This is a genomic window from Phocaeicola sp. ICN-14070, assembly GCF_037892625.1.
Taxonomy (GTDB): Bacteria; Bacteroidota; Bacteroidia; order Bacteroidales; family Bacteroidaceae; genus Phocaeicola; species Phocaeicola plebeius.
Map to the genome: position 1 here is coordinate 1 of NZ_JBBKBF010000010.1, position 20,045 is coordinate 20,045.

General features: G+C 42.1%; 10 protein-coding genes. 6 read left to right on the forward strand and 4 right to left on the reverse strand.

Going from position 1 to position 20,045, the window contains the following annotated elements; genetic code table 11:
- The first annotated feature begins 41 nt into the window (after positions 1-41).
- The 6 genes from WKT20_RS04820 to WKT20_RS04845 are packed head-to-tail and all read left to right on the forward strand — an operon-like array spanning position 42 to position 12,562.
- Positions 42-398: a hypothetical protein gene (locus WKT20_RS04820; protein ID WP_340416954.1), complete on the forward strand. Its 357-nt coding sequence runs from the start codon at positions 42-44 to the stop codon at positions 396-398.
- A gap of 23 nt (positions 399-421) precedes the next feature.
- The gene (locus tag WKT20_RS04825; protein WP_340416955.1) at positions 422-3,580 is read left to right on the forward strand and encodes a SusC/RagA family TonB-linked outer membrane protein; all 3,159 of its coding nucleotides are present in this window, start codon (positions 422-424) and stop codon (positions 3,578-3,580) included.
- Between the two features lie 18 nt (positions 3,581-3,598).
- Complete coding sequence (locus WKT20_RS04830; protein WP_340416956.1) at positions 3,599-5,587, forward strand: RagB/SusD family nutrient uptake outer membrane protein; 1,989 nt, start codon at positions 3,599-3,601, stop codon at positions 5,585-5,587.
- A gap of 40 nt (positions 5,588-5,627) precedes the next feature.
- Positions 5,628-8,648: a SusC/RagA family TonB-linked outer membrane protein gene (locus WKT20_RS04835; protein ID WP_278562200.1), complete on the forward strand. Its 3,021-nt coding sequence runs from the start codon at positions 5,628-5,630 to the stop codon at positions 8,646-8,648.
- Positions 8,649-8,666: 18 nt separating this feature from the next.
- On the forward strand, positions 8,667-10,430 hold the full coding sequence (locus tag WKT20_RS04840) for a RagB/SusD family nutrient uptake outer membrane protein (RefSeq protein ID WP_117701302.1): 1,764 nt from the start codon (positions 8,667-8,669) through the stop codon (positions 10,428-10,430).
- A 53-nt stretch (positions 10,431-10,483) separates the two neighbouring features.
- Positions 10,484-12,562 (forward strand): rhamnogalacturonan lyase family protein, encoded by a 2,079-nt coding sequence (locus WKT20_RS04845; RefSeq protein WP_340416957.1) that lies wholly within the window; start codon positions 10,484-10,486, stop codon positions 12,560-12,562.
- 152 nt (positions 12,563-12,714) lie between these two features.
- Here WKT20_RS04845 and WKT20_RS04850 read toward each other — a convergent pair whose 3' ends face one another.
- The 4 genes from WKT20_RS04850 to WKT20_RS04865 form a co-directional block, all read right to left on the reverse strand.
- Complete coding sequence (locus tag WKT20_RS04850; RefSeq protein WP_340416958.1) at positions 12,715-14,712, reverse strand: fructose-1,6-bisphosphatase; 1,998 nt, start codon at positions 14,710-14,712, stop codon at positions 12,715-12,717.
- 23 nt (positions 14,713-14,735) lie between these two features.
- Positions 14,736-16,397, reverse strand: coding sequence for a putative transporter (locus WKT20_RS04855; protein ID WP_117701306.1), 1,662 nt, complete (start codon positions 16,395-16,397; stop codon positions 14,736-14,738).
- Between the two features lie 161 nt (positions 16,398-16,558).
- On the reverse strand, positions 16,559-18,748 hold the full coding sequence (locus tag WKT20_RS04860) for a glutamine synthetase III family protein (protein ID WP_340416959.1): 2,190 nt from the start codon (positions 18,746-18,748) through the stop codon (positions 16,559-16,561).
- 55 nt (positions 18,749-18,803) lie between these two features.
- Entirely contained in the window at positions 18,804-20,033 is a 1,230-nt protein-coding gene (locus WKT20_RS04865; RefSeq protein ID WP_117673070.1) for an LL-diaminopimelate aminotransferase, read from the reverse strand.
- Positions 20,034-20,045: the final 12 nt, after the last annotated feature.

The following is a 20,045-nucleotide window of genomic DNA, read 5'->3' on the forward strand; positions in this document are numbered from 1 at the left end:
CCCGGCTTTCTTTGGTTATAACAATACGGTCTTGATGACTTATGGTAACAGAAGAAGGTAAAGGTTCTCCTTCTACTTGCGATAATGCTTATAGCTTTATCGTGGCCTATCGTAATGCTGTAGCGGTTCCTTTTGCTGCGACTCCTTGGTATATTCCTTCTATTAAAGAATGGCAGCAAGTTGCTGATAATTTGACTAATATTAATAAGAGTATCATAAAGGTTGGCGGTGAAGAAATGACATCTGTTGATAATGGTGCTTTGACAGGACATTATTGGTCAAGTACTCAACGTAATGATACGTTTCAGTGGACTCATGGTATGGACGGAGGAGCATATAATTTGATTTGTGAACGTGGTTCACGTGCTGGGCAATTCCGCATGATGTTAGCTTTTTAAAATCAAAAATGTAAAACGGTAATATGAATACGAAAAAGAATTATATAAAAAGAACCGCTCTTCCTATGGCGATGCTTCTTTCAGCTGTGGCTGTTTCTCCACTTTTTGGAGAAAAGGCATACGCTGCGGTAGAAGCCACTCAGCAGCAGGGAACTATCAAGGGAACGGTTGTTGATAGTAATGGTGAGCCCGTTATCGGTGCGAATGTCATCATTGAAGGTACTACTACGGGTACTATTACAGATATTGACGGTATATTTATGATTGATGCCAAACCAGGTACAAAACTGACAATCTCTTTCATCGGATATGAATCGGTAACAGTTCCTGCAAAAGCAAATATGCGGGTAACCTTATCAGACAATTCGACCATGCTGGGTGAGGTACAAGTAGTGGCATACGGTGTACAGAAAAAAGTCAGTGTGACTGGAGCTATTTCAAGTGTAGGTTCTGAAGAATTGCTGCGTACTCCAGTAAGTTCGGTCACTAATGTGTTGGGTGGTCAGATGACAGGTTTGACAACCGTACAGTATTCTGGTGAACCGGGTGCGGATGCTGCCGATATCCTGGTGCGTGGTAAGGCTACTTTCAATGATTCATCTCCGCTTATTCAGGTAGATGGTGTAGAACGAAGTATGACTGATATTGACCCGAATGAAATTGAGAGCGTGACAGTATTGAAAGATGCTTCTGCTACAGCTGTGTTTGGTATTCGTGGTGCCAATGGTGTAATTTTGATTACAACAAAGCGCGGTAAGGAAGGAAAGCCGAAAATTTCATTCTCAACTTCGGCAACGGTGCTTCAGCCTACCAAGATGGTGGAACAGGCTAATTCTTATCAGTATGCCACTTTCTACAATCAGTTGATGAAAAATGATGGCAAAGATCCCGTTTTTTCAGATGCAATTGTAGAGAAGTTCCGCACTCATTCTGATCCTATACGTTTCCCGGATACTCGCTGGGCTGATTATATTATGAAAAGTGCAGCACTGCAGAGTCAACACAACATGAGTGTTTCTGGAGGTACCGACAGAGTACGTTACTTTATTTCTGCTGGTGCATATACACAGGGTGGTTTGTTTAACAGTTTTAGCTTGCCATACGATGTAAGTTATTCTTACAAGCGTTTTAACTATCGTGCAAACTTTGATATTAATGTCACTAAATCAACCCTTTTATCATTTAATGTGGCTGGAAATGTAGATAATAACAGTAAGCCTCACACGAGTCAGGGAACGTCTGGTATGATTAAAAATATGTATTATGCTACTCCGTTCTCTAGTCCGGGTATTGTAGATGGAAAATTTATCACTACAGCTACAGATTATAATGATGAACAATTGCCATTTACCGGAGGTACTGGTATGGCTTATTATGGAGCTGGATTTGATAAAGTCAGCAACAATAAGCTAAATGCAGACCTTTCACTGGAACAGAAACTTGATTTCCTTACAAAAGGACTTTCATTGAAGTTGAAGGGTTCATATAATAGTGGATTTGTAGTAACAAAGACTGGTACTGGAGGTGCTGTGGCAACTTATACTCCTGTTTTACAAGAAGATGGAAGTCTGGCTTATCGTAAATCAGGTGAGAATACAGATGTAAAATATTCATATGGTACTGGTAAATCTCGTGACTGGTATATGGAGTTAGGAGTGAACTATGCTCGTTCTTTTGGCGATCATAATGTAACTGCTCTTTTCTTGTATAATCAGTCAAAGGAATATTATTATGGAAGCATGTATAGCGATATTCCTCGTGGATACGTTGGCTTTGTTGGCCGTGTGACTTATGACTGGAAAAACCGCTATATGGCTGAGTTTAATATTGGTTATAATGGTTCTGAGAACTTTGCTCCAGAACGTCGTTTTGGTACTTTCCCTGCAGGATCTATCGGTTGGATTATGAGTGAGGAAAAATGGTTCCAGCCTTTAAAACCTTGGGTAACTTTCCTTAAGCTTCGTGCCAGTGTCGGATTGGTAGGTAATGACCGCCCGATTAATAAAAATTTACGTTTCCTTTATACGCCTGATCCTTACGAAGTGAACAATTCTGGTTTGCCGAACCGTAATGGAGGTTATGCCTACTCTTTTGGTATAGAGAATGGTACTGCTAGTTTGGGTACACGTGAATCTTCAAAAAATAATGCTAATGTAGGATGGGAAACTGCCTTGAAGCAGAACTATGGTGTAGACATGAACTTTTTTGATGATCGCTTGCGTACTTCTGTTGATTACTTCCAAGAGCATCGTAAGGATATCTTGTTGATTGACGGTACCGCTCCTGGTCTGTTGGGTTTCACTGTACCTTATGCTAACCTTGGAGAGGTAAAGAGTTGGGGATGGGAGCTTTCATTGAACTGGAATGATAAAATTGGAGAAAATTTCCGCTATTGGGCAACCTTCAATTTGTCTTATAACCAGAATGAAATCTTGGAAAACAAGCAGGCACCTCAAAGTTATGATTATCAGTATACTAAGGGACGCCGTATCGGAGCTCGTTCACAATATGTATTCTTCCGTTATTATGATGAACAGACTCCAGAGTTGTATGAGCAGACATTTAATCGCCCATATCCAGAACAGATTCAGACTTTGAGAGATGGAGATGCGGTATATGTGGACTTGAATGGTGACCGTAAAATTGATACAAATGATATGAGTTACGATTACGGTTATACAGATGATCCGGAATATATGGCTGGTTTGACCTTAGGGTTCAGCTGGAAGAACTGGGAAGTAAATACCCAATGGACGGGTGCCTGGAATGTGAGCCGTATGATTTCGGATGTATTCCGTCAGCCTTTCTATGCAGCTGCTGATGCTTCTCAGGGAGGTTTGCTGGCATATCACTTGAATAATACATGGACAGAGGAAAATCCTTCACAGAGTGCTAAATATCCTCGCGCAACTTTTGATAATCGTGATAATAACTATGCTACTTCTACATTGTATGAACAAGATTCTAAGTATCTGCGATTGAAAACATTGCAAGTTGCTTATAATTTTAATCTTCCTGTAATGAAGAAGTTAGGATTAAATACGTTCCAGTTGGCATTCAGTGGATATAACTTGTGGACTCTGACTCCGTATTTGTGGGGAGATCCGGAAACTAGAGCATCTAGTGCTCCTTCTTATCCCTTGTCTAAAACTTACACATTAAGCCTGAAGCTAGGATTTTAAAAAATAAAGATTGAAAATATGAAACTAGGATATAAACTTCTGTTCGGCGCATGTGTAGCAGCTAATTTAGTAGCTACATCTTGTGTGGACGATATGAAATTTGGCAATTCTTTCTTGGAAAAAGCACCGGGAGGAAGTGCAACCATAGATACGGTATTCGGGAGCGTAATCTATACACAGCAGTTCCTGAATTCAATATATGGACGTCAATATTATGGTCTACCTTATAAAGATGATACCTCTTTGCCGGTATCTAGTAGTCCGTATTGTGGAAAAATTGAGGCTTTAACAGACTGTTGGCAGTTGCATTGGCGTGATGCACAGTTGTACACTCAATATTATAGCGGTATCCATACTGCAAACTATGGTCGTCGTCAGGATAAATTCTGTTACAATGATGAGAAAGTATGGGAGGTTGTACGTTGGTGTTGGCTGTTGCTGGAAAATATTGATCGTGTGCCAAATCTTGATGAAAATGAGAAGGCACGTATGATTGCTGAAGCAAAATGTCTGATGGCTGTACGCTATTTTGATATGTTCCGTCATTATGGTGGTCTTCCTTTGCTGACTGCCTCTTTCGAAGGAAATGAGTCTAGTTATGAGTGTCCTCGTGCAACTGTGGAAGAAACAGTGAACTTTATGATTAAGTTGCTGGATGAGGCGATTAATTCTGGAGTACTTCCTTGGGCTTATGGAGTTGGTGATGATGCGGATGGAAGTTCTACTTATGTAGGGCGATGGACAATGGCAGGAGCTATGGCATTGAAATGTAAGATTTGGCAGTTTGCGGCATCTCCTTTATTTAATGATAATCAGGGCTATGCAGGAGGCGCTTCAGAAGCTGAACAGCAGCACTTGGTATGGTATGGTGGTTATCGTCAGGAACTGTGGGACAATTGCTTGAAAGCATGTGAGGACTTTATGCGCGAATTGCAGGCTCGTGGATTCTATGAATTGAATCACTCTGTAAACACAACTCCAGCAGGTTATCGCTATGCTTATCGTATGGGATATTTGTATCAGGGTAGTAAAGAGGTGCTCCATTCTGTACGTGTGCAAATGGGAGATGCTTTTAACTCCAGTACTTATTTTTGGCATAATTGGAGTGATTTGGGGCGTAATTCTTATACTCCTACACAAGAATACGTGGAAATGTTCCCGTGGGCTGATGGAAAACCTTTTAACTGGGAGGAAACAGAAGCTGCTGGAAAACTGGATGAAATGTTTATGAAAGGAACATTGGCCGATAAGAATCTGGAATTGACCCGTGACCCTCGTTTGTATGAAACCGTGATTGTCAATGGTTTGCCTAAAATGTTGGACTGGTCGAATACGGCTGGTTTGATGTCAGGACAACCTTATGAACTTTGGGTAGGCGGCTATGATGCCGGAAATAACTCTAAGTTTGAAACCATGCGTTTTGCTACAGGATACGATAACATGAAGTATTATATCGGAACAGAATATCAGCGTAAGTATTGTCAGTGGGTAACTTTACGTTTATCAGATATCTACCTTACTTATGCGGAAGCATTGTTACAGACTAAAGGAGATAATCAAGGTGCTTTGCTTTGGATTAATAAAGTGCGTGAACGTGTTGGGTTAGGCAAACTGGAAGACTGTAATCCAGAAAAAAATCTGACATCTAATAAAGACAATCTGTTGGAAGAATTGTTGCGCGAACGTGTGTGTGAGCTTGGCATGGAAGATGCACGTTTCTTTGATTTGATTCGTTATAAACGCGCAGACCGTTTTGAAAAGGAATTACATGGGTTGCTGATTTATCGTTTGAATGATAAAGGAGAACGTGTAGAAGAGAAATGGTTTGAAGGAGATCAAAATAAAGGAGCCGCTCAGCCTGTTCATTTTGATTATGAGAAATTTACTCTTTATAATGTGCGTCGTTATTGGTGGGATTATGGCTTTGAGCCGAAATGGTATTTGTCACCGTTCCCTCAAACTGAAATTAATAAAGGTTATGGATTAATTCAGAATCCAGGATGGTGATTTATAAATGTATATGTAATTGATTTTTGATAATAGCTTTATGAAAAAATATAAAAATCTGATGTGGGCATGCCTTGCCAGTCTGGCTATTCCTGCTGGTGCTCAAGATGCAGACAACAATATCAGAGGTATGGTTGTCGATAAATGGGGGCATCCGGTTTATGGTGCTTCTGTCATGGTGAAGGGTATGCCGGAAACTAGAGTAGAGACTGATAAAGATGGAAAATTTTCAATAGAGGCTTCTGCGGGGCAACAATTGAATATTGTGTCTGTGGATAAAGGTATGACTACAGTAAAGGCTGAAGGAAAATCATTGGTAAAAGTTGTGCTGAATTATGCAGGACAGTCTATCGATGTAGGAGCGGGCCGTACTTTTACTCGTTCTGAATCTACTGCTGCAGTGTCTACTATTTATAATGAGGATTTTGATAAGCGCAGTGCTAAAAATGTATCTAATTCTCTGATAGGACAGGGTATGGGTATGATGGTCCTGCAAAACTCAGGAAACTATGCAGATGTGGAACCTACTTTCTATGTGAGAGGACTTCAGAGTCTGTCTAGCAGCTCTCCATTAATATTGGTTGATGGACTGGAAAGAGATATGAGTTTGCTGAGTCCTGAAGAAGTAGAATCTGTATCTGTTCTGAAAGATGCCGCAGCTGTTGCTTTGTATGGTTATAAAGGCATTAACGGAGCAATTTTGATTACAACTAAGCGCGGTAAATACAATTCTAAGGAAATCAGGTTTACGTATGATCACGTAAATAATTATATGGATCGTAAACCGGAATTTGTAGATGCATCTACCTATGCTCAAGCTTATAATGAGGCACGTGGTTATGAAGGTTTATCTCCTCGTTATGCAGATAAGGAAGTGGAATATTTCCGTAATGGAGATTTCCCTTATTTGTATCCGAATGTGAACTGGTTGGATGAGACGTTTAAGGATTCAGGTATTTCCAATAAATATACAATTGAATTCCGTGGAGGTGGATCTAAATTCCGCTACTATTCTATGCTTGATTTAGTAACAGACAGAGGTTTTGTTAAAGAAGGTGATATGAATGATGGGTATTCTACTCAGAATAAATATTCGCGTGCAAATTTACGTACTAACATGGATATTGACGTGAGCAGAACCACAAAACTGAAAGTGAATATTTTGGGAACTTTGTCCGAATCTCTTCGTCCGGGTGCTTCTGCAAATCTTTGGGACATGATTTACACTGTACCTGCAGCGGCTTTTCCTATTAAAGATGAAGATGGATTGTGGGGAGGAAACAATACTACTTGGTTAGGTACTCAGAATCCGGTAGCTCAATCACAAGGAGCAGCTTATTCTAAGGGGCATACACGTAGCTTGTTTGCCGATATTACATTAAATCAGGATTTGTCTGCTGTTACAGAGGGACTTGGGTTCAATTTCCGCTTGGCATACGATAATTATTCTTCAATTTGGGAAGATCACAGTCAGGCTTACCAGTATGGAGGATATGTGGTGTCTTATGATGAGTTGACCGGACCTTTGTATACTCATACAACAGCTGGTGAACCTACTGAAATGGGAAAGAGTGCAAGTATTAATAATTGGGCACGTCAGTTCAATTTCTCGGGAGGTTTTGATTATAATCGTACTTTCGGTGATAAACATGATGTATATTCTCAGTTGAAATGGGAATATGAATATCGTGATTCATACGGGTTGAATACGACTATTTATCGTCAGAATGTGTCATGGTTTACTCATTATGGATATGATAAGCGTTATTTCCTGGATCTGGCTTTGGTAGGTTCTGGTTCTAGTCTGCTTGCTCCAGGACATAAATGGGCGTTCTCTCCTACAGTGTCTGCAGCATGGGTACTTTCTGAAGAAGATTTTATGAATAATGCAGCATGGATTGACTTTTTGAAACTTCGTGCTTCATTTGGTATTATCAATGCAGATTATTTGCCAGCTAGTGATGTATATGATTATTGGGATCAGATTTATACAACAACAGGTACACGCTATATGTTCAATAGTGCGTATGATTCTACATTTGGTACTACAGAACTCGGGCGTTTGGCTAGTACAAATTATACGCATGAAAGAGGATATAAATATAATGTCGGTATAGATGCGACTTTATTTAAAGGCTTGAATCTTTCAGTCGATGCGTATTACCAGCGTAGAAATAATATCTGGGTTTCTTCTGAAGGTAAATATACAGCTGTCTTAGGACAGACTCCTCCGTATGAAAACGCAGGTGTGGTAGATAGTTGGGGAGGTGAGTTTAGCCTTGATTATACGAAGCGTATCGGAGATGTAGTATTGAATGCAGGAGGTAGCTTTAACTGGAATCGAAACGAAATTAAAGAGCAGTTGGAAGAACCTAGAATGTATGATAATCTTGTGCAAACAGGTCATTCATTGAATCAGATTTATGGTTTGGAAGCTGTAGGTTTCTTCAAAGATGCAGATGATATTGCTAATAGCTTGCCTCAAAGTTTCGGAACAGTATATCCAGGAGATATTAAGTACCGTGATGTGAATGGAGATAAAGTAATCAATAGTAATGACGTAACGGCTATAGGTTATAGCACTGTTGCTCCAGAAATCTACTATACGTTCCATTTGGGAGCAGAATGGAAGGGACTTGGCTTTGACGCTCAGTTCCAGGGAACAGGCCGTTATTCTGCCATCCTGAATACGAAGAGTATGTTCTGGCCTTTGCTGAGCACAACTACGCTTTCTACTCATTATTATGAAAATCGTTGGACTCCTGATAATCAAGATGCAAAATATCCTCGATTGAGTACTCAGAGCAATACGAATAACTACCAGACAAATACGGTGTGGTTGGCTGACCGTTCGTTCTTGAAACTCCGCAATATTGAAGTTTATTATAACTTCCCTAAATCATGGTTGCAGAAAACCAAATTCATCGGAGATGCAAGATTGTATGTACGAGGAGTTGATTTGCTGTGCTTTGATAAGATTGATGTGTTAGACCCTGAATCTTATGGAGCGACAAACCCATTGAACAAGAGTCTGATTGTTGGTTTGAAAGTAGGTTTTTAATCTTAAAAGAAACGAAGAATGAAACTTAGAAAAATTGTCTATGGTATGTTGTGTATGGGAGCATTGGCTTCGTGCTCAGACCAAATGAACTACCATGAATATAATAATTATGATGAAGATTTTGTGAAGCTGAATTTTGGAAATGTAGGAGGTCTGGTTACTACTATTTACTTGGATCTAGATACCGATTTTGGAAATTATTCAGGTGCAGTAATAGGATCGGCTACAGATGAATCACAGTATGCATATACAGGAAACTCTATTGAGACATTTTATAACGGGGCTTGGAGTCCGATAAATGCTCAAAGTGGGACATGGAATACTTGTTATTCTGGTATCTCTAATTGTAATTTATTCTTGGATAAGTATCTTGGCCTGACATTTCCAGAGTTAGAGCAGAATGCAGACTATAAGCCTCAGATGTTCCGTTATAATAACTACCAGTATGAGGTACGTTTCTTGAGGGCTTATTTCTACTTTAATTTAGTGCGACAATATGGTGATGTTCCATTTACAGATCATTTTATGTCTGCCGATGAAAGTAATTCTTTAGGTCGTACTCCTGCTAAGGATATATTTGATTATATTATTTCTGAATGTGATGAGATAAAAGACTTGATAATAGAAGATTATGCTAATCTTCCAGCAGATGTGGTACTGCCTAGTGAATCTCCAGAAACAGGACGTGTAAATAAGGCTACCGTATTAGCTTTGAAAGCTCGTGCAGCTCTTTATGCGGCAAGTCCGTTGTTCAACACAGAAAATAATCCAGAATTGTGGCATCGTGCAGCTACGGCAAATAAAGAGTTACTGGATTATTGTGTGAACAATCGTGGAATGAAGCTGGTAGATGATTATGCTTCTTTGTGGGATAAGAATAACTATAAAAATGCAACTGATGAGTTGATTTTTGGTCGTCGTGCCAACAAGGAGTCAAGTTCTATGGAATCTTATAATTATCCTGCCGGTATTGAAGGTGGAAAAGGAGGAAACTGCCCTACACAAAATCTGGTGGATGCATATGAAACTACCGACGGTTATCCGGTTCGTTTGGTTGATGGCGTATGGAAAGCGGAAGGAAGTACCGTGTTTAATCCTGCAAAACCTTATGAGAACCGTGATTCACGTTTGAAAATGACAATTTGTGTAAATGAAGAGGTAGAATGGCCTACTTGGAATGAAACTCCAATTTATACTTATCAGGGAGGTGCAAATGGACAGCCTTTGAATGGAGGTACTCCAACGGGATATTATTTGAAGAAATATTGTCAGGGAGACATTGACCTTCGTTCTAATAGTACTTATAAGTCAGCTTATCATACGTGGATTACTTATCGTTTGGGAGAATTCTATTTGAATTATGCGGAAGCTGTATTCCGTTATTTAGGAAATGCAGATGCAACGGATGCCGAGTTTACTATGTCGGCTCGACAGGCTGCCAGTATGACGCGTGAGCGTAAAGGAGTGAATATGCCTGCTTTCCCGTTACGTATGTCAAATGAAGATTTTTGGGAAGCATATAAGAAAGAACGTATGGTGGAACTTGCTTTTGAAGGACATCGTTTTTGGGATGTTCGCCGTTGGAAAGAAGCTGATAAATATTTTTCAAGTGTAGACGGTTTGCAAATAACTAAGACTGGTGACAATGCGGATGGAACAGGTATCTACTCTTATGCAATTGTGAAGAATACTCGTCAGTGGGACGATAAGATGTATTTCTTCCCTATACCTCAATCTGAAAGAATGAAGAATCCTAATTTAGGTCAGAATCCGGGCTGGTAAGCCTGGATTCCAGATTGGAAATCAAGTATAAATATTAAAAAATAAAATATATCATGAAAAGACTATTTACAAGTTTCTTAGGTGCTGTCTGTCTTTTTGCATTATCAGCATGTTCTGATGAAGAGACTCCGGTTCCACAGCCAGGAGGTAGTGATACAGAAGAACTGCCTGCACTTCCCTCAGAAGTGATAAAAGACGGTCGGGCTATGTGGGTAAGTTATGATCCTACTCCTGATGCGGTTGCTAATTCTACTACTTTTATACATGGTGCTTTAGTTAGCTGGCGACTATTACAAAGCGATCCGTCTGACGTGGCATTTGATATTTATAAATCGGTAGATGGAGGGCAGGAAGTAAAATTGAATGGCGAGGCACTGCTTAATTCAACTTGCTTCTTGGATGAAAATATAGATGCTACAAAAGCAAATCATTATCGTGTCACATTATCTGGAAGCACTGAAACTGTTTGTGAGTGTGATTTTACGCCAGAGATGGCTCAAACTTATTACCGTAAAATTACATTGAATGCAAATCCTTCTACAATTGAATTGCCGGAAAGCGGTTCTTATGTAGCAGATGATATTCAGGTAGGTGAACTGGATGGTGATGGTGAAATGGAAATTGTGATTAAACGTGAACCTTATGATGGAGCAAATCAAGGAGGATGGCATAGTGGTACCACTTTGTTGGAGGCCTATAAACTGGATGGAACTTTCCTATGGCGTATTGACTTGGGAGTTAATATTCGTTCGGGTTCTCATTATACTTCTTATATATTGTATGATTTTGATGGTGATGGACTGTGTGAAATCGCTTTCCGCTCTGCCGAAGGTACTCAGTTTGCAGATGGAAAAATGATTACAGGTGAAGATGGAAAAGTACATGATTATCGTATCCGTGATTTAAATGGTGCCGGATGGGCTTCAGGTGCAAAACTTCCTACTACTTGTGGTCTGATTTTTGAAGGTCCTGAGTATATCTCAATATGTCGTGGATATGACGGTCGTGAAATTGCACGTACGGATAATATTCCTCGCGGAGGAGAAGGTTCTAAAGTAGCACGTGCTGAATATTGGGGAGATTACTGGGGTGACGATTACGGAAATCGTATGGATCGTTTCTTTATTGGAGCTGCTTATTTGGATGGAATTCCAGATCCAACAACAGGCGCTAGAACTTCTAATCCGAGTTTGATTGTAACTCGTGGTGTGTATAAGAACTGGCAAGTTTGGGCCTTTGATTTGAAGGGATCAGAGCTGGAAAACCGTTGGAAATTTGATACAAAAGATCATGACGAAAAATGGCTGGCAATGTGTTCTCACGCTTTCCGTGTAGCAGATTTGGATAATGATGGAAAAGATGAAGTATTGTATGGACAAGCTGCAATTGATGACAATGGAAATGAGCTTTGGTGTACAGGAAACGGACATGGAGACTGTTTGCATGTAGGTAAGTTTATCAAAGATCGTGACGGCTTGCAGATTGTTGCTTCATTTGAGGAAGAAAATACATATTCTGTACAAGGATTAGGATATGGATGTCAGGTTATTGATGCACGTGATGGTTCTTTGATTTCTGCTCATGGAGCTGGAAAACGTGGTGATGTGGGACGTTGTATTGTAGCAGATGTAGATCCTGATAGTCCGAATATGGAATATTGGTCTTCAATGAATTCTGGAATGTACAATTGTGGTGGTCCTACAGATGCACCTGTAAGTCCTGATATGCCTACTGGTATTGGTGGTGGTACACTATATAATGCGGCAATTTGGTGGAGTGGAGAGCTGACACGTGAGTTGTTTGACCGTGCCTTGATTGTAAGCTATAAAGCTAATCCGAGAACGGACAAGAACCGTCTTGTGAATTTTGCAACTGGATATGGAAGCAATCAGGGTAATCATAGTACAAAATATAATCCTTGTTATTATGGTGATTTCTTGGGTGACTGGCGTGAGGAAGTTATCATGGGTTCTCCAGATCAGTCAGCGATTTATATTTTCTCTACGAATTATCCGACAGAGCATCGTTTCCCGCATCTTATGACAGATCATACTTATGACATGAGTCAGGCGATGCAGAATATAGGTTATAATCAACCTACTCATTTAGGCTATTATATTGGCAATAAATAATAGTTAAACAAAAGTTAGTTAGATTTCGGTTGGCGTGTGAGCAAGTGATTGTGTGGACGCCAACCATTTTTATTTTGTGTAATAAAAAAGAGACTATTTCCCGGTAAAACGAAATAGTCTCTTTTTCTTTGATTGAATAATATGGTAGAAGCTTAAATACCTCTTTCTTTGATGATACCGTTCTGGTAAGCTACCAGCAGTTTCTTTAAATCTTCAATTTGTACCATCAGTTCGCGTCCTTTGTCGGTATCTTTCACCATCATGCGCTGACTGCTCAATTCTACGATTTGGGTGGTCGACTTAATGTCTTGTCCTTCTTCAATGGCTTTTTGGGTAGAAGTGAAGGGTTCGTGCTGTACAAGCTGGAAACCGCGTGAGTGGTATACCAACGTGTAGCCTGCAATGCCCGTTTCCGGTTGGTAAGCCTTGGAGAATCCTCCATCAATAACCATCAGTTTACCATTGGCCTTAATCGGTTTCTCGCCTTTGACCGCTTTTACCGGTACATGTCCGTTGATGATGTGGCGATGTTCTCCTTCCACGCCGAATTCATCCAGAATCATGTCACAGATATCTTCACGGTCGCGTAAGGTGTAATAATAGCCTTTCACTTCTTTGTGGGTTTCTTTGTCGGTCAGGAAATAACGTTCGAAGGTAGCCATTTTACTCTTGTCGAAGGCGGGAGAATTCTTTCCGCACCACAGGTACCAGATGAAGTCTCTGGCAAATGCTTTTTCAGAATTGTCTTCTTCTGCAAAATAAGCCGTACGGATAAGCTGGCCAACACGCTTGAGTAAGGCTTCTCCTTTGTATTTCTTTTCAAGAATTTCAACATCCTTGAGTGTTCCGTCGGCATTCATCGGCATAGAAGCATGGAAGAGCAGGTTGGAGTTGCATACATTGTACATGCATCCGTAACGGAAAATGCATTTCATGTGCTTGCGCAATTTTTCGCTTCCCGTGAAAGATTTGTGCAATTTCTGTACGATTTCCTCTTCTTCCTCCGTCAACTGGTATGGGTTTTCCGGGTCGATGGTCGGGAACAGGCAGTCGCGCATTTCGTAATCTTTTCCGTCTAGCTGGAATACTTTCCGCTTGAAGTCAATGTGGTGCAACAGCAGACGGCTGTCCATGTCAAATTCCGGATGACGTCGGATGGCAGCAGCTTCCAGCTTAAACTGGATAATGGTGATGGCCTTGTGCATCTGTGAGATGAGCCGCAAGGTCTTGTCATTGTATGAACTGCTTTCGGGGGCAATCTTAGGAGCAAAGTATTCGCATGGGTCGTTGGCGTATGCTTCCATGGCAAAGGTAGCCAGCGGAAGCAGGTTGATACCGTATCCGTCTTCTAGTGCCGGCAGATTGCCGTAGCGCATAGCCAGACGCAGTACGTTGGCAATACAACAATTATTTCCTGATGCGGCTCCCATCCAGAGGATGTCGTGATTACCCCATTGGATGTCGAAGTTATGATAGTCGCAAAGCGTGTCCATGATGATGTGAGGACCAGGACCACGGTCGAAAATGTCTCCTAAGATATGCAGTGAGTCGATGGTCAGTCGCTGTATCAGGTTACACAGTGCAATGATGAAGTCATCGGCGCGGCGTGTGTCAATGATGGTACGGATAATGACATTGATGTAGGCCTGCTTATTGGGGTCCATGGGACTTTCGTGAAGTAACTCCTGAATGATGTAGGAGAATTCTTCAGGCAGTGCCTTGCGTACCTTTGAACGTGTATATTTGGATGATACATTCTGGCAGACTTTTACCAGCTGGTTCAGAGTGATGACATACCAGTCCACGAGGTCTTTTTCCACTTCCTTTACCAGTTGTAACTTCTGCTCCGGATAATATATCAGCGTGCAGAGTTCCTTTTTCTCCATTTCGCGGAGGTTGTTGCCGAAAATCTCGTTTACCTTCCGTTTGATAGCTCCGGAAGCATTGCGGAGCACATGCTGGAAAGCTTCGTATTCCCCGTGCAAGTCGGCCAGAAAATGTTCCGTTCCTTTCGGAAGGTTTAGAATGGCCTCCAGGTTGATGATTTCCGTGCTGGCTGCAGCCAGGTTGGGGAAATCGTGTGAAAGGAGTTCCAGGTAGCGGATGTCCTTCTGTATCATTTCCGGGGTAATTTGTTTGTAGGTTTTCATGATATCGAGTGATTTAAAAGTTTCTATAAAAATAACATAAGCACTAATTGTGCAATAATGACGCGGGTAAACATTCCGAGAGGGTAGACTGTCGCGTAGCTTACCGAAGGTTCATCTCCTGAAATAATGTCATTGGCATAGTTCAGTGCCATTGGGTTGGCCATACTTCCGCAGAGCATACCGCATGTATTTCCAAAGTCCATTTTGCACAGGCGAAGGGACACTAACGCCATGATAACGACAGGAATAAAGGTTATCAGGAATCCGATGCCTACCCACAAGGCTCCTTCCGGACGCATAACCGTTTCAAAGAAGTGTGCTCCGGCATCCAGTCCAAGGCAAGCCAGATAGAGAGACAATCCAATACCTCGGAGCATCAGGTTAGCACTACGTGTGGTATAAGTCACCAGATGCAGACGAGGCCCGTAGGATCCAATCAGGATACCGATTACAATCGGTCCGCCTGCCAATCCCAATTTGACAGGTGAACTGATACCTGGAATAGCAATAGGGATGGAACCTACGATGAGTCCTAGTATGATACCGATAAAAATAGAAGCTAAATTAGGGTCTTTAAGTGTTTTTACGGTATTCCCTAGTACTTTCTCTACATTCTGAATGGCTGCCGCTTCACCTACTACCGTCAGACGGTCACCTAATTGCAGTACCAGTCCTGGAGTGGCCAGCAATTGTACACCACTTCGTAGCACGCGGCTGATATTGATGCCATATGTGTTGCGCAGACGAAGTGAACCCAGTTTCTTTCCGTTGATTTCCGGTCGGGTGACGATAATGTGCTTGGATATCAGTTTGCTGTCAATGGCGTTCCAGTCAATATCTTCTTTGTTCCAGTCCCGTTTTTCCTGTTCACCGAACAGAATGGTCAGTGTAGGCGCATCTTTTTCGGTCGTGATTACCAGAATACGGTCGTTCTCTTTCAGTATCTTTTCGGAAGTCGGAATGCTCACGGTACCTTCACGCCAGAGTCGTGAGATGACGAATTTGGGATAGCCTACCTGAGCAATATCCTGTATGCTTTTGTTGAAGATGGCGGGATTATGTATTTGAAAAGTAGCGATGTACGTGTGGTTGGAATCGTCATGTTCATGTTCCTGCATGTCAGATGGGCGTACAAAGAACTTTCTGATAACAACGATGGCAAAAATAACTCCCACAACTCCGAGCGGATAGGTTACGGCACAACTGAGGGCAGCTCCGCTGGTGGGTTCTCCTAATTGCTTCAGTGTCTGCTGTGCGGCACCTAATGCAGGAGTATTGGTGGTGGCTCCGCAAAGAATACCTACCATGTCGGGCAGGCTGATGGGAGTGGTCATACTCAGCACTACGGCCATTATTGTACCGAGGAAGATGACTCCTAATCCTAACAGGTTCAGACGGTACCCGCCTCGCTGAAATGAACTGAAAAATCCTGGACCGACCTGTAGCCCTAATGAATAGACAAAGAGAACCAATCCGAAGCTTTCTGCATAGCTGAGCATTTGCGAATCAATGGCGAGCCCTAAATGCCCGGCCAGAATTCCGGTGAAGAAAACAAATGTGACTCCAAGGGAGATACCGCAGACATGAATTTTCCCTAATCCTAATCCGGTTGCCGTAATCAACGACAGTATGATGACCGCCTGAAGAGCGGATTGTTCCACAAATAAATTAATTAGCCATTCCATGCTGCAAAGATATATACTTTGTGGAAAATAATTCTTTCGTGTCAGACAAAATGTTAGAAAAAGTATGCAGAAAAGAAATCCCCGAAAGGCTTTCAGGAGCAATTTGGCCAATCAAAGTCTTTCGGGGATAATAAAATAATGGTAGGACTTGTATGCCGGAATTATCGAACGAACAACAGTTCGCGATATTTCGGAAGTGTCCACATCTGATCGTCGACAATCAGTTCCAGTTTGTCGATGTGGTAACGGATTTGTTCCAGCATCGGAGCTACTGTATCGTGATAAGCAATGGCTTTTTCGCGTTCGCTGGTAATACGGTTAGCCACTTTGCGGGCTTCTACCATTTCATCTACATGCTTCTTGATGAAGGAAGTATGTTCTGAAATTTCCTTGATGATAGCCAAGTTTTCAGCAGATAAAGTCTGAGCTTCTTCTTCTGAGAACAGCGATTTCATCTTGTATGCATTGTCTATCAGTTTTGTCTGGTATTCAATGGCTACCGGAACCACGTGATTCATTACCAGGTCACCCAATACACGCGCTTCAATCTGGATTTTCTTGGTATACATATCCCATTTCACCTCGTTACGGGCTTCCAGCTCTTTGCGGGTCATGACACCAGTTGATTCGAACATGCGGATACTTTCCGGTTTCAGGTAGTTATCGAAAATTACCGGGCAGCTGGTTTCGCAGTCCAAACCGCGTCGTGCTGCTTCTATCTTCCACTCATCGCTGTAGCCGTTACCGTCGAAACGGATAGGCTTGCATTCCTTGATGCATTTGCGAACTACCTGGATGATAGCAGAAATCTTAGGTTCTCCTTTTTCTATCAGTTCATCTACTTCTTTCTTGAACTCAATGAGCTGTTCGGCTACCGCTGTATTCAGCGCAATCATGGCGCTGGCACAGTTAGCTTCTGAACCCGGAGCACGGAATTCAAAGCGGTTTCCTGTAAATGCAAAAGGAGAAGTACGGTTGCGGTCTGTATTGTCAATCAGCAGTTCTGGAATCTGAGGAATATCCAGTTTCATGCCTTGTTTGCCTCCCAAAGACACTAAGTCGTCGTTGGTACTTTCTTCCAAGTGATCGAGCACTTTGCTGAGCTGTGTTCCCAAGAAAGAAGAAATGATGGCAGGAGGGGCTTCGTGACCACCCAAACGGTGAGTATTAGTAGCACTCATGATGGAAGCTTTCAGCAGTCCGTTGTGACGGTAAACAGCCATCAGGGTATTTACTACAAAGGTGATGAAACGCAGGTTTTCTTCAGAAGTTTTTCCCGGAGCCATCAATAAAGTACCGGTGTTGGTTCCAAGTGACCAGTTGTTGTGCTTACCGGAACCGTTTACACCTTTGAATGGCTTTTCGTGAAGCAGCACACGGAAACCATGGTTGCGTGCTATTTTTCTCATAAGTGACATAACCAGCATATTGTGGTCTACTGCCAAGTTACATTCTTCGTAAATCGGAGCAAGTTCGAACTGGTTCGGAGCTACCTCGTTGTGGCGCGTCTTGACAGGAATACCCAGTTCCAGTGACTGGATTTCCAAATCTTTCATAAAGGCAGCCACACGGCTTGGAATAGCTCCAAAATAATGGTCTTCCAACTGTTGGTTTTTGGAAGCTTCGTGTCCCATCAAAGTGCGGCCAGTCAGCAGCAAGTCCGGGCGAGCAGCATACAACCCTTCGTCTACCAGGAAGTATTCCTGCTCCCATCCAAGGTACGAAATGATTTTCTTTACAGAGGGGTCGAAGTAATGCATTACATCCAGAGCAGCCTTGTTTACGGCACTCAATGCTTTCAGCAATGGAGCCTTATAGTCGAGTGATTCTCCTGTGTAAGCAATGAATACGGTCGGGATACACAAGGTGTCGTCTACCACGAAGACAGGTGAAGACGGATCCCATGCACTATATCCGCGGGCTTCGAATGTATTGCGGATACCTCCATTGGGGAATGAAGAACCATCTGATTCCTGCTGAACAAGCAATTTACCTGAAAACTCCTCCAGCATGCCACCTTTTCCATCGTGTTCCACAAACGCATCATGCTTTTCGGCTGTACCTTCCGTCAGCGGCTGGAACCAGTGTGTATAGTGGGTCACCCCTAATTCGATCGCCCATTTTTTCATTCCGTCGGCTACTGCATTGGCGATGCTGCGGTCGAGGGTGGCACCGTTGTCAATCACATCAATGAGTTTGGCATATACGTTGTTCGGCAGATACTTGAACATTTTTTCGCGGTTGAATACATATTTTGCAAAGTATTCACTTGGGCGTGCTGCTGGCGAGGCCACTTCTACCGGTTTTTTGTGAAATGCCTTTTCTACTACTCTGAATCTTAATTTTGACATAATACCTTATTTCTTATTTGAGTTATTTGATTTCTATATTTACAAGTCGTTTTGTTTACAGGCACTGACAAATTCGCTGGATGCCTTCTTCGCATTGGTGGCGTTCGCCGAAAGAGGTCAGACGTACATAGCCTTCGCCGCTTGGGCCGAAACCAACTCCAGGCGTGCTTACCACCTGAGCTTCGTACAGAAGTTTGTCGAAGAACTTCCAGGAAGTCTGGTTATCCGGTGCTTTTATCCATAGATACGGAGCATTTTCTCCTCCAAAAAATTGTATGCCTGTCTTCGAGAGCATCTTTTTCATGATTCGTGCATTGTCCATGTAATATTGTACCATGGCTTTCACTTGCTCTTTTCCTTCGGGAGTATAAATAGCTTCTGCTCCTCGCTGGGTGATGTAAGATACACCGTTGAACTTGGTGGACTGTCTTCTGAGCCATAATTTGTTCAGCGGAATCCGTTTGCCTTCCAAAGTGGCGGCTGTCACTTCTTTAGGGATTACCATATAACCGCATCGCACACCGGTGAAGCCTGCAGTTTTTGAAAAACTGCGGAATTCAATGGCCACTTTTTTGGCTCCTTTTATTTCATAAATGGAATGAGGAATATCCGGGTCTTGTATGTATCGTTCGTATGCGGCATCAAAGATAATCAGTGCATCGTTCTCTATGGCATAGTTGACCCATTTTTTGAGTTCACTTTTACTCAATACGGCTCCAGTAGGATTGTTGGGGTAGCAGAGGTAAATAATGTCAATGCGTTGCTTGGGAATTTCTGGGATAAAATTATTCTCTATACGGCAGGGCATGTACACCACATTACTCCATTTGCCGTCTTTTTCCAATGTACCGGCTCTTCCACATGAAACGTTAGAGTCAATGTAAGCCGGGTAGATAGGGTCTGTCACTCCGATACTGTTATCGTGGCGCAGTATATCGCCGATATTGCCCGTATCCGATTTGGAACCGTCGCTGATGAAAATTTCATTGGCATCAAAATAAATGCCGTGGGCGGCGTAGTCATGCTTTAAGATAGCTTCGATTAAAAAGTCATATCCTTGCTCAGGTCCGTACCCTCTGAATGTGTTGGGATTTCCTAATTCACCGGCCGCTTTTTGCATAGCCTCTACACATGCTTTGGGGATGGGGAGGGTCACGTCGCCGATTCCCAAATGAATAATGCGGGCCTGGGGATGTGTCACTTTAAAAGAATTAACTCTTTTCACAATATCGGTAAACAAGTAGTTTTCCGGTAATTTGAGCAGGTGTTCGTTGACTAATGCCATTTATTCTTCTAT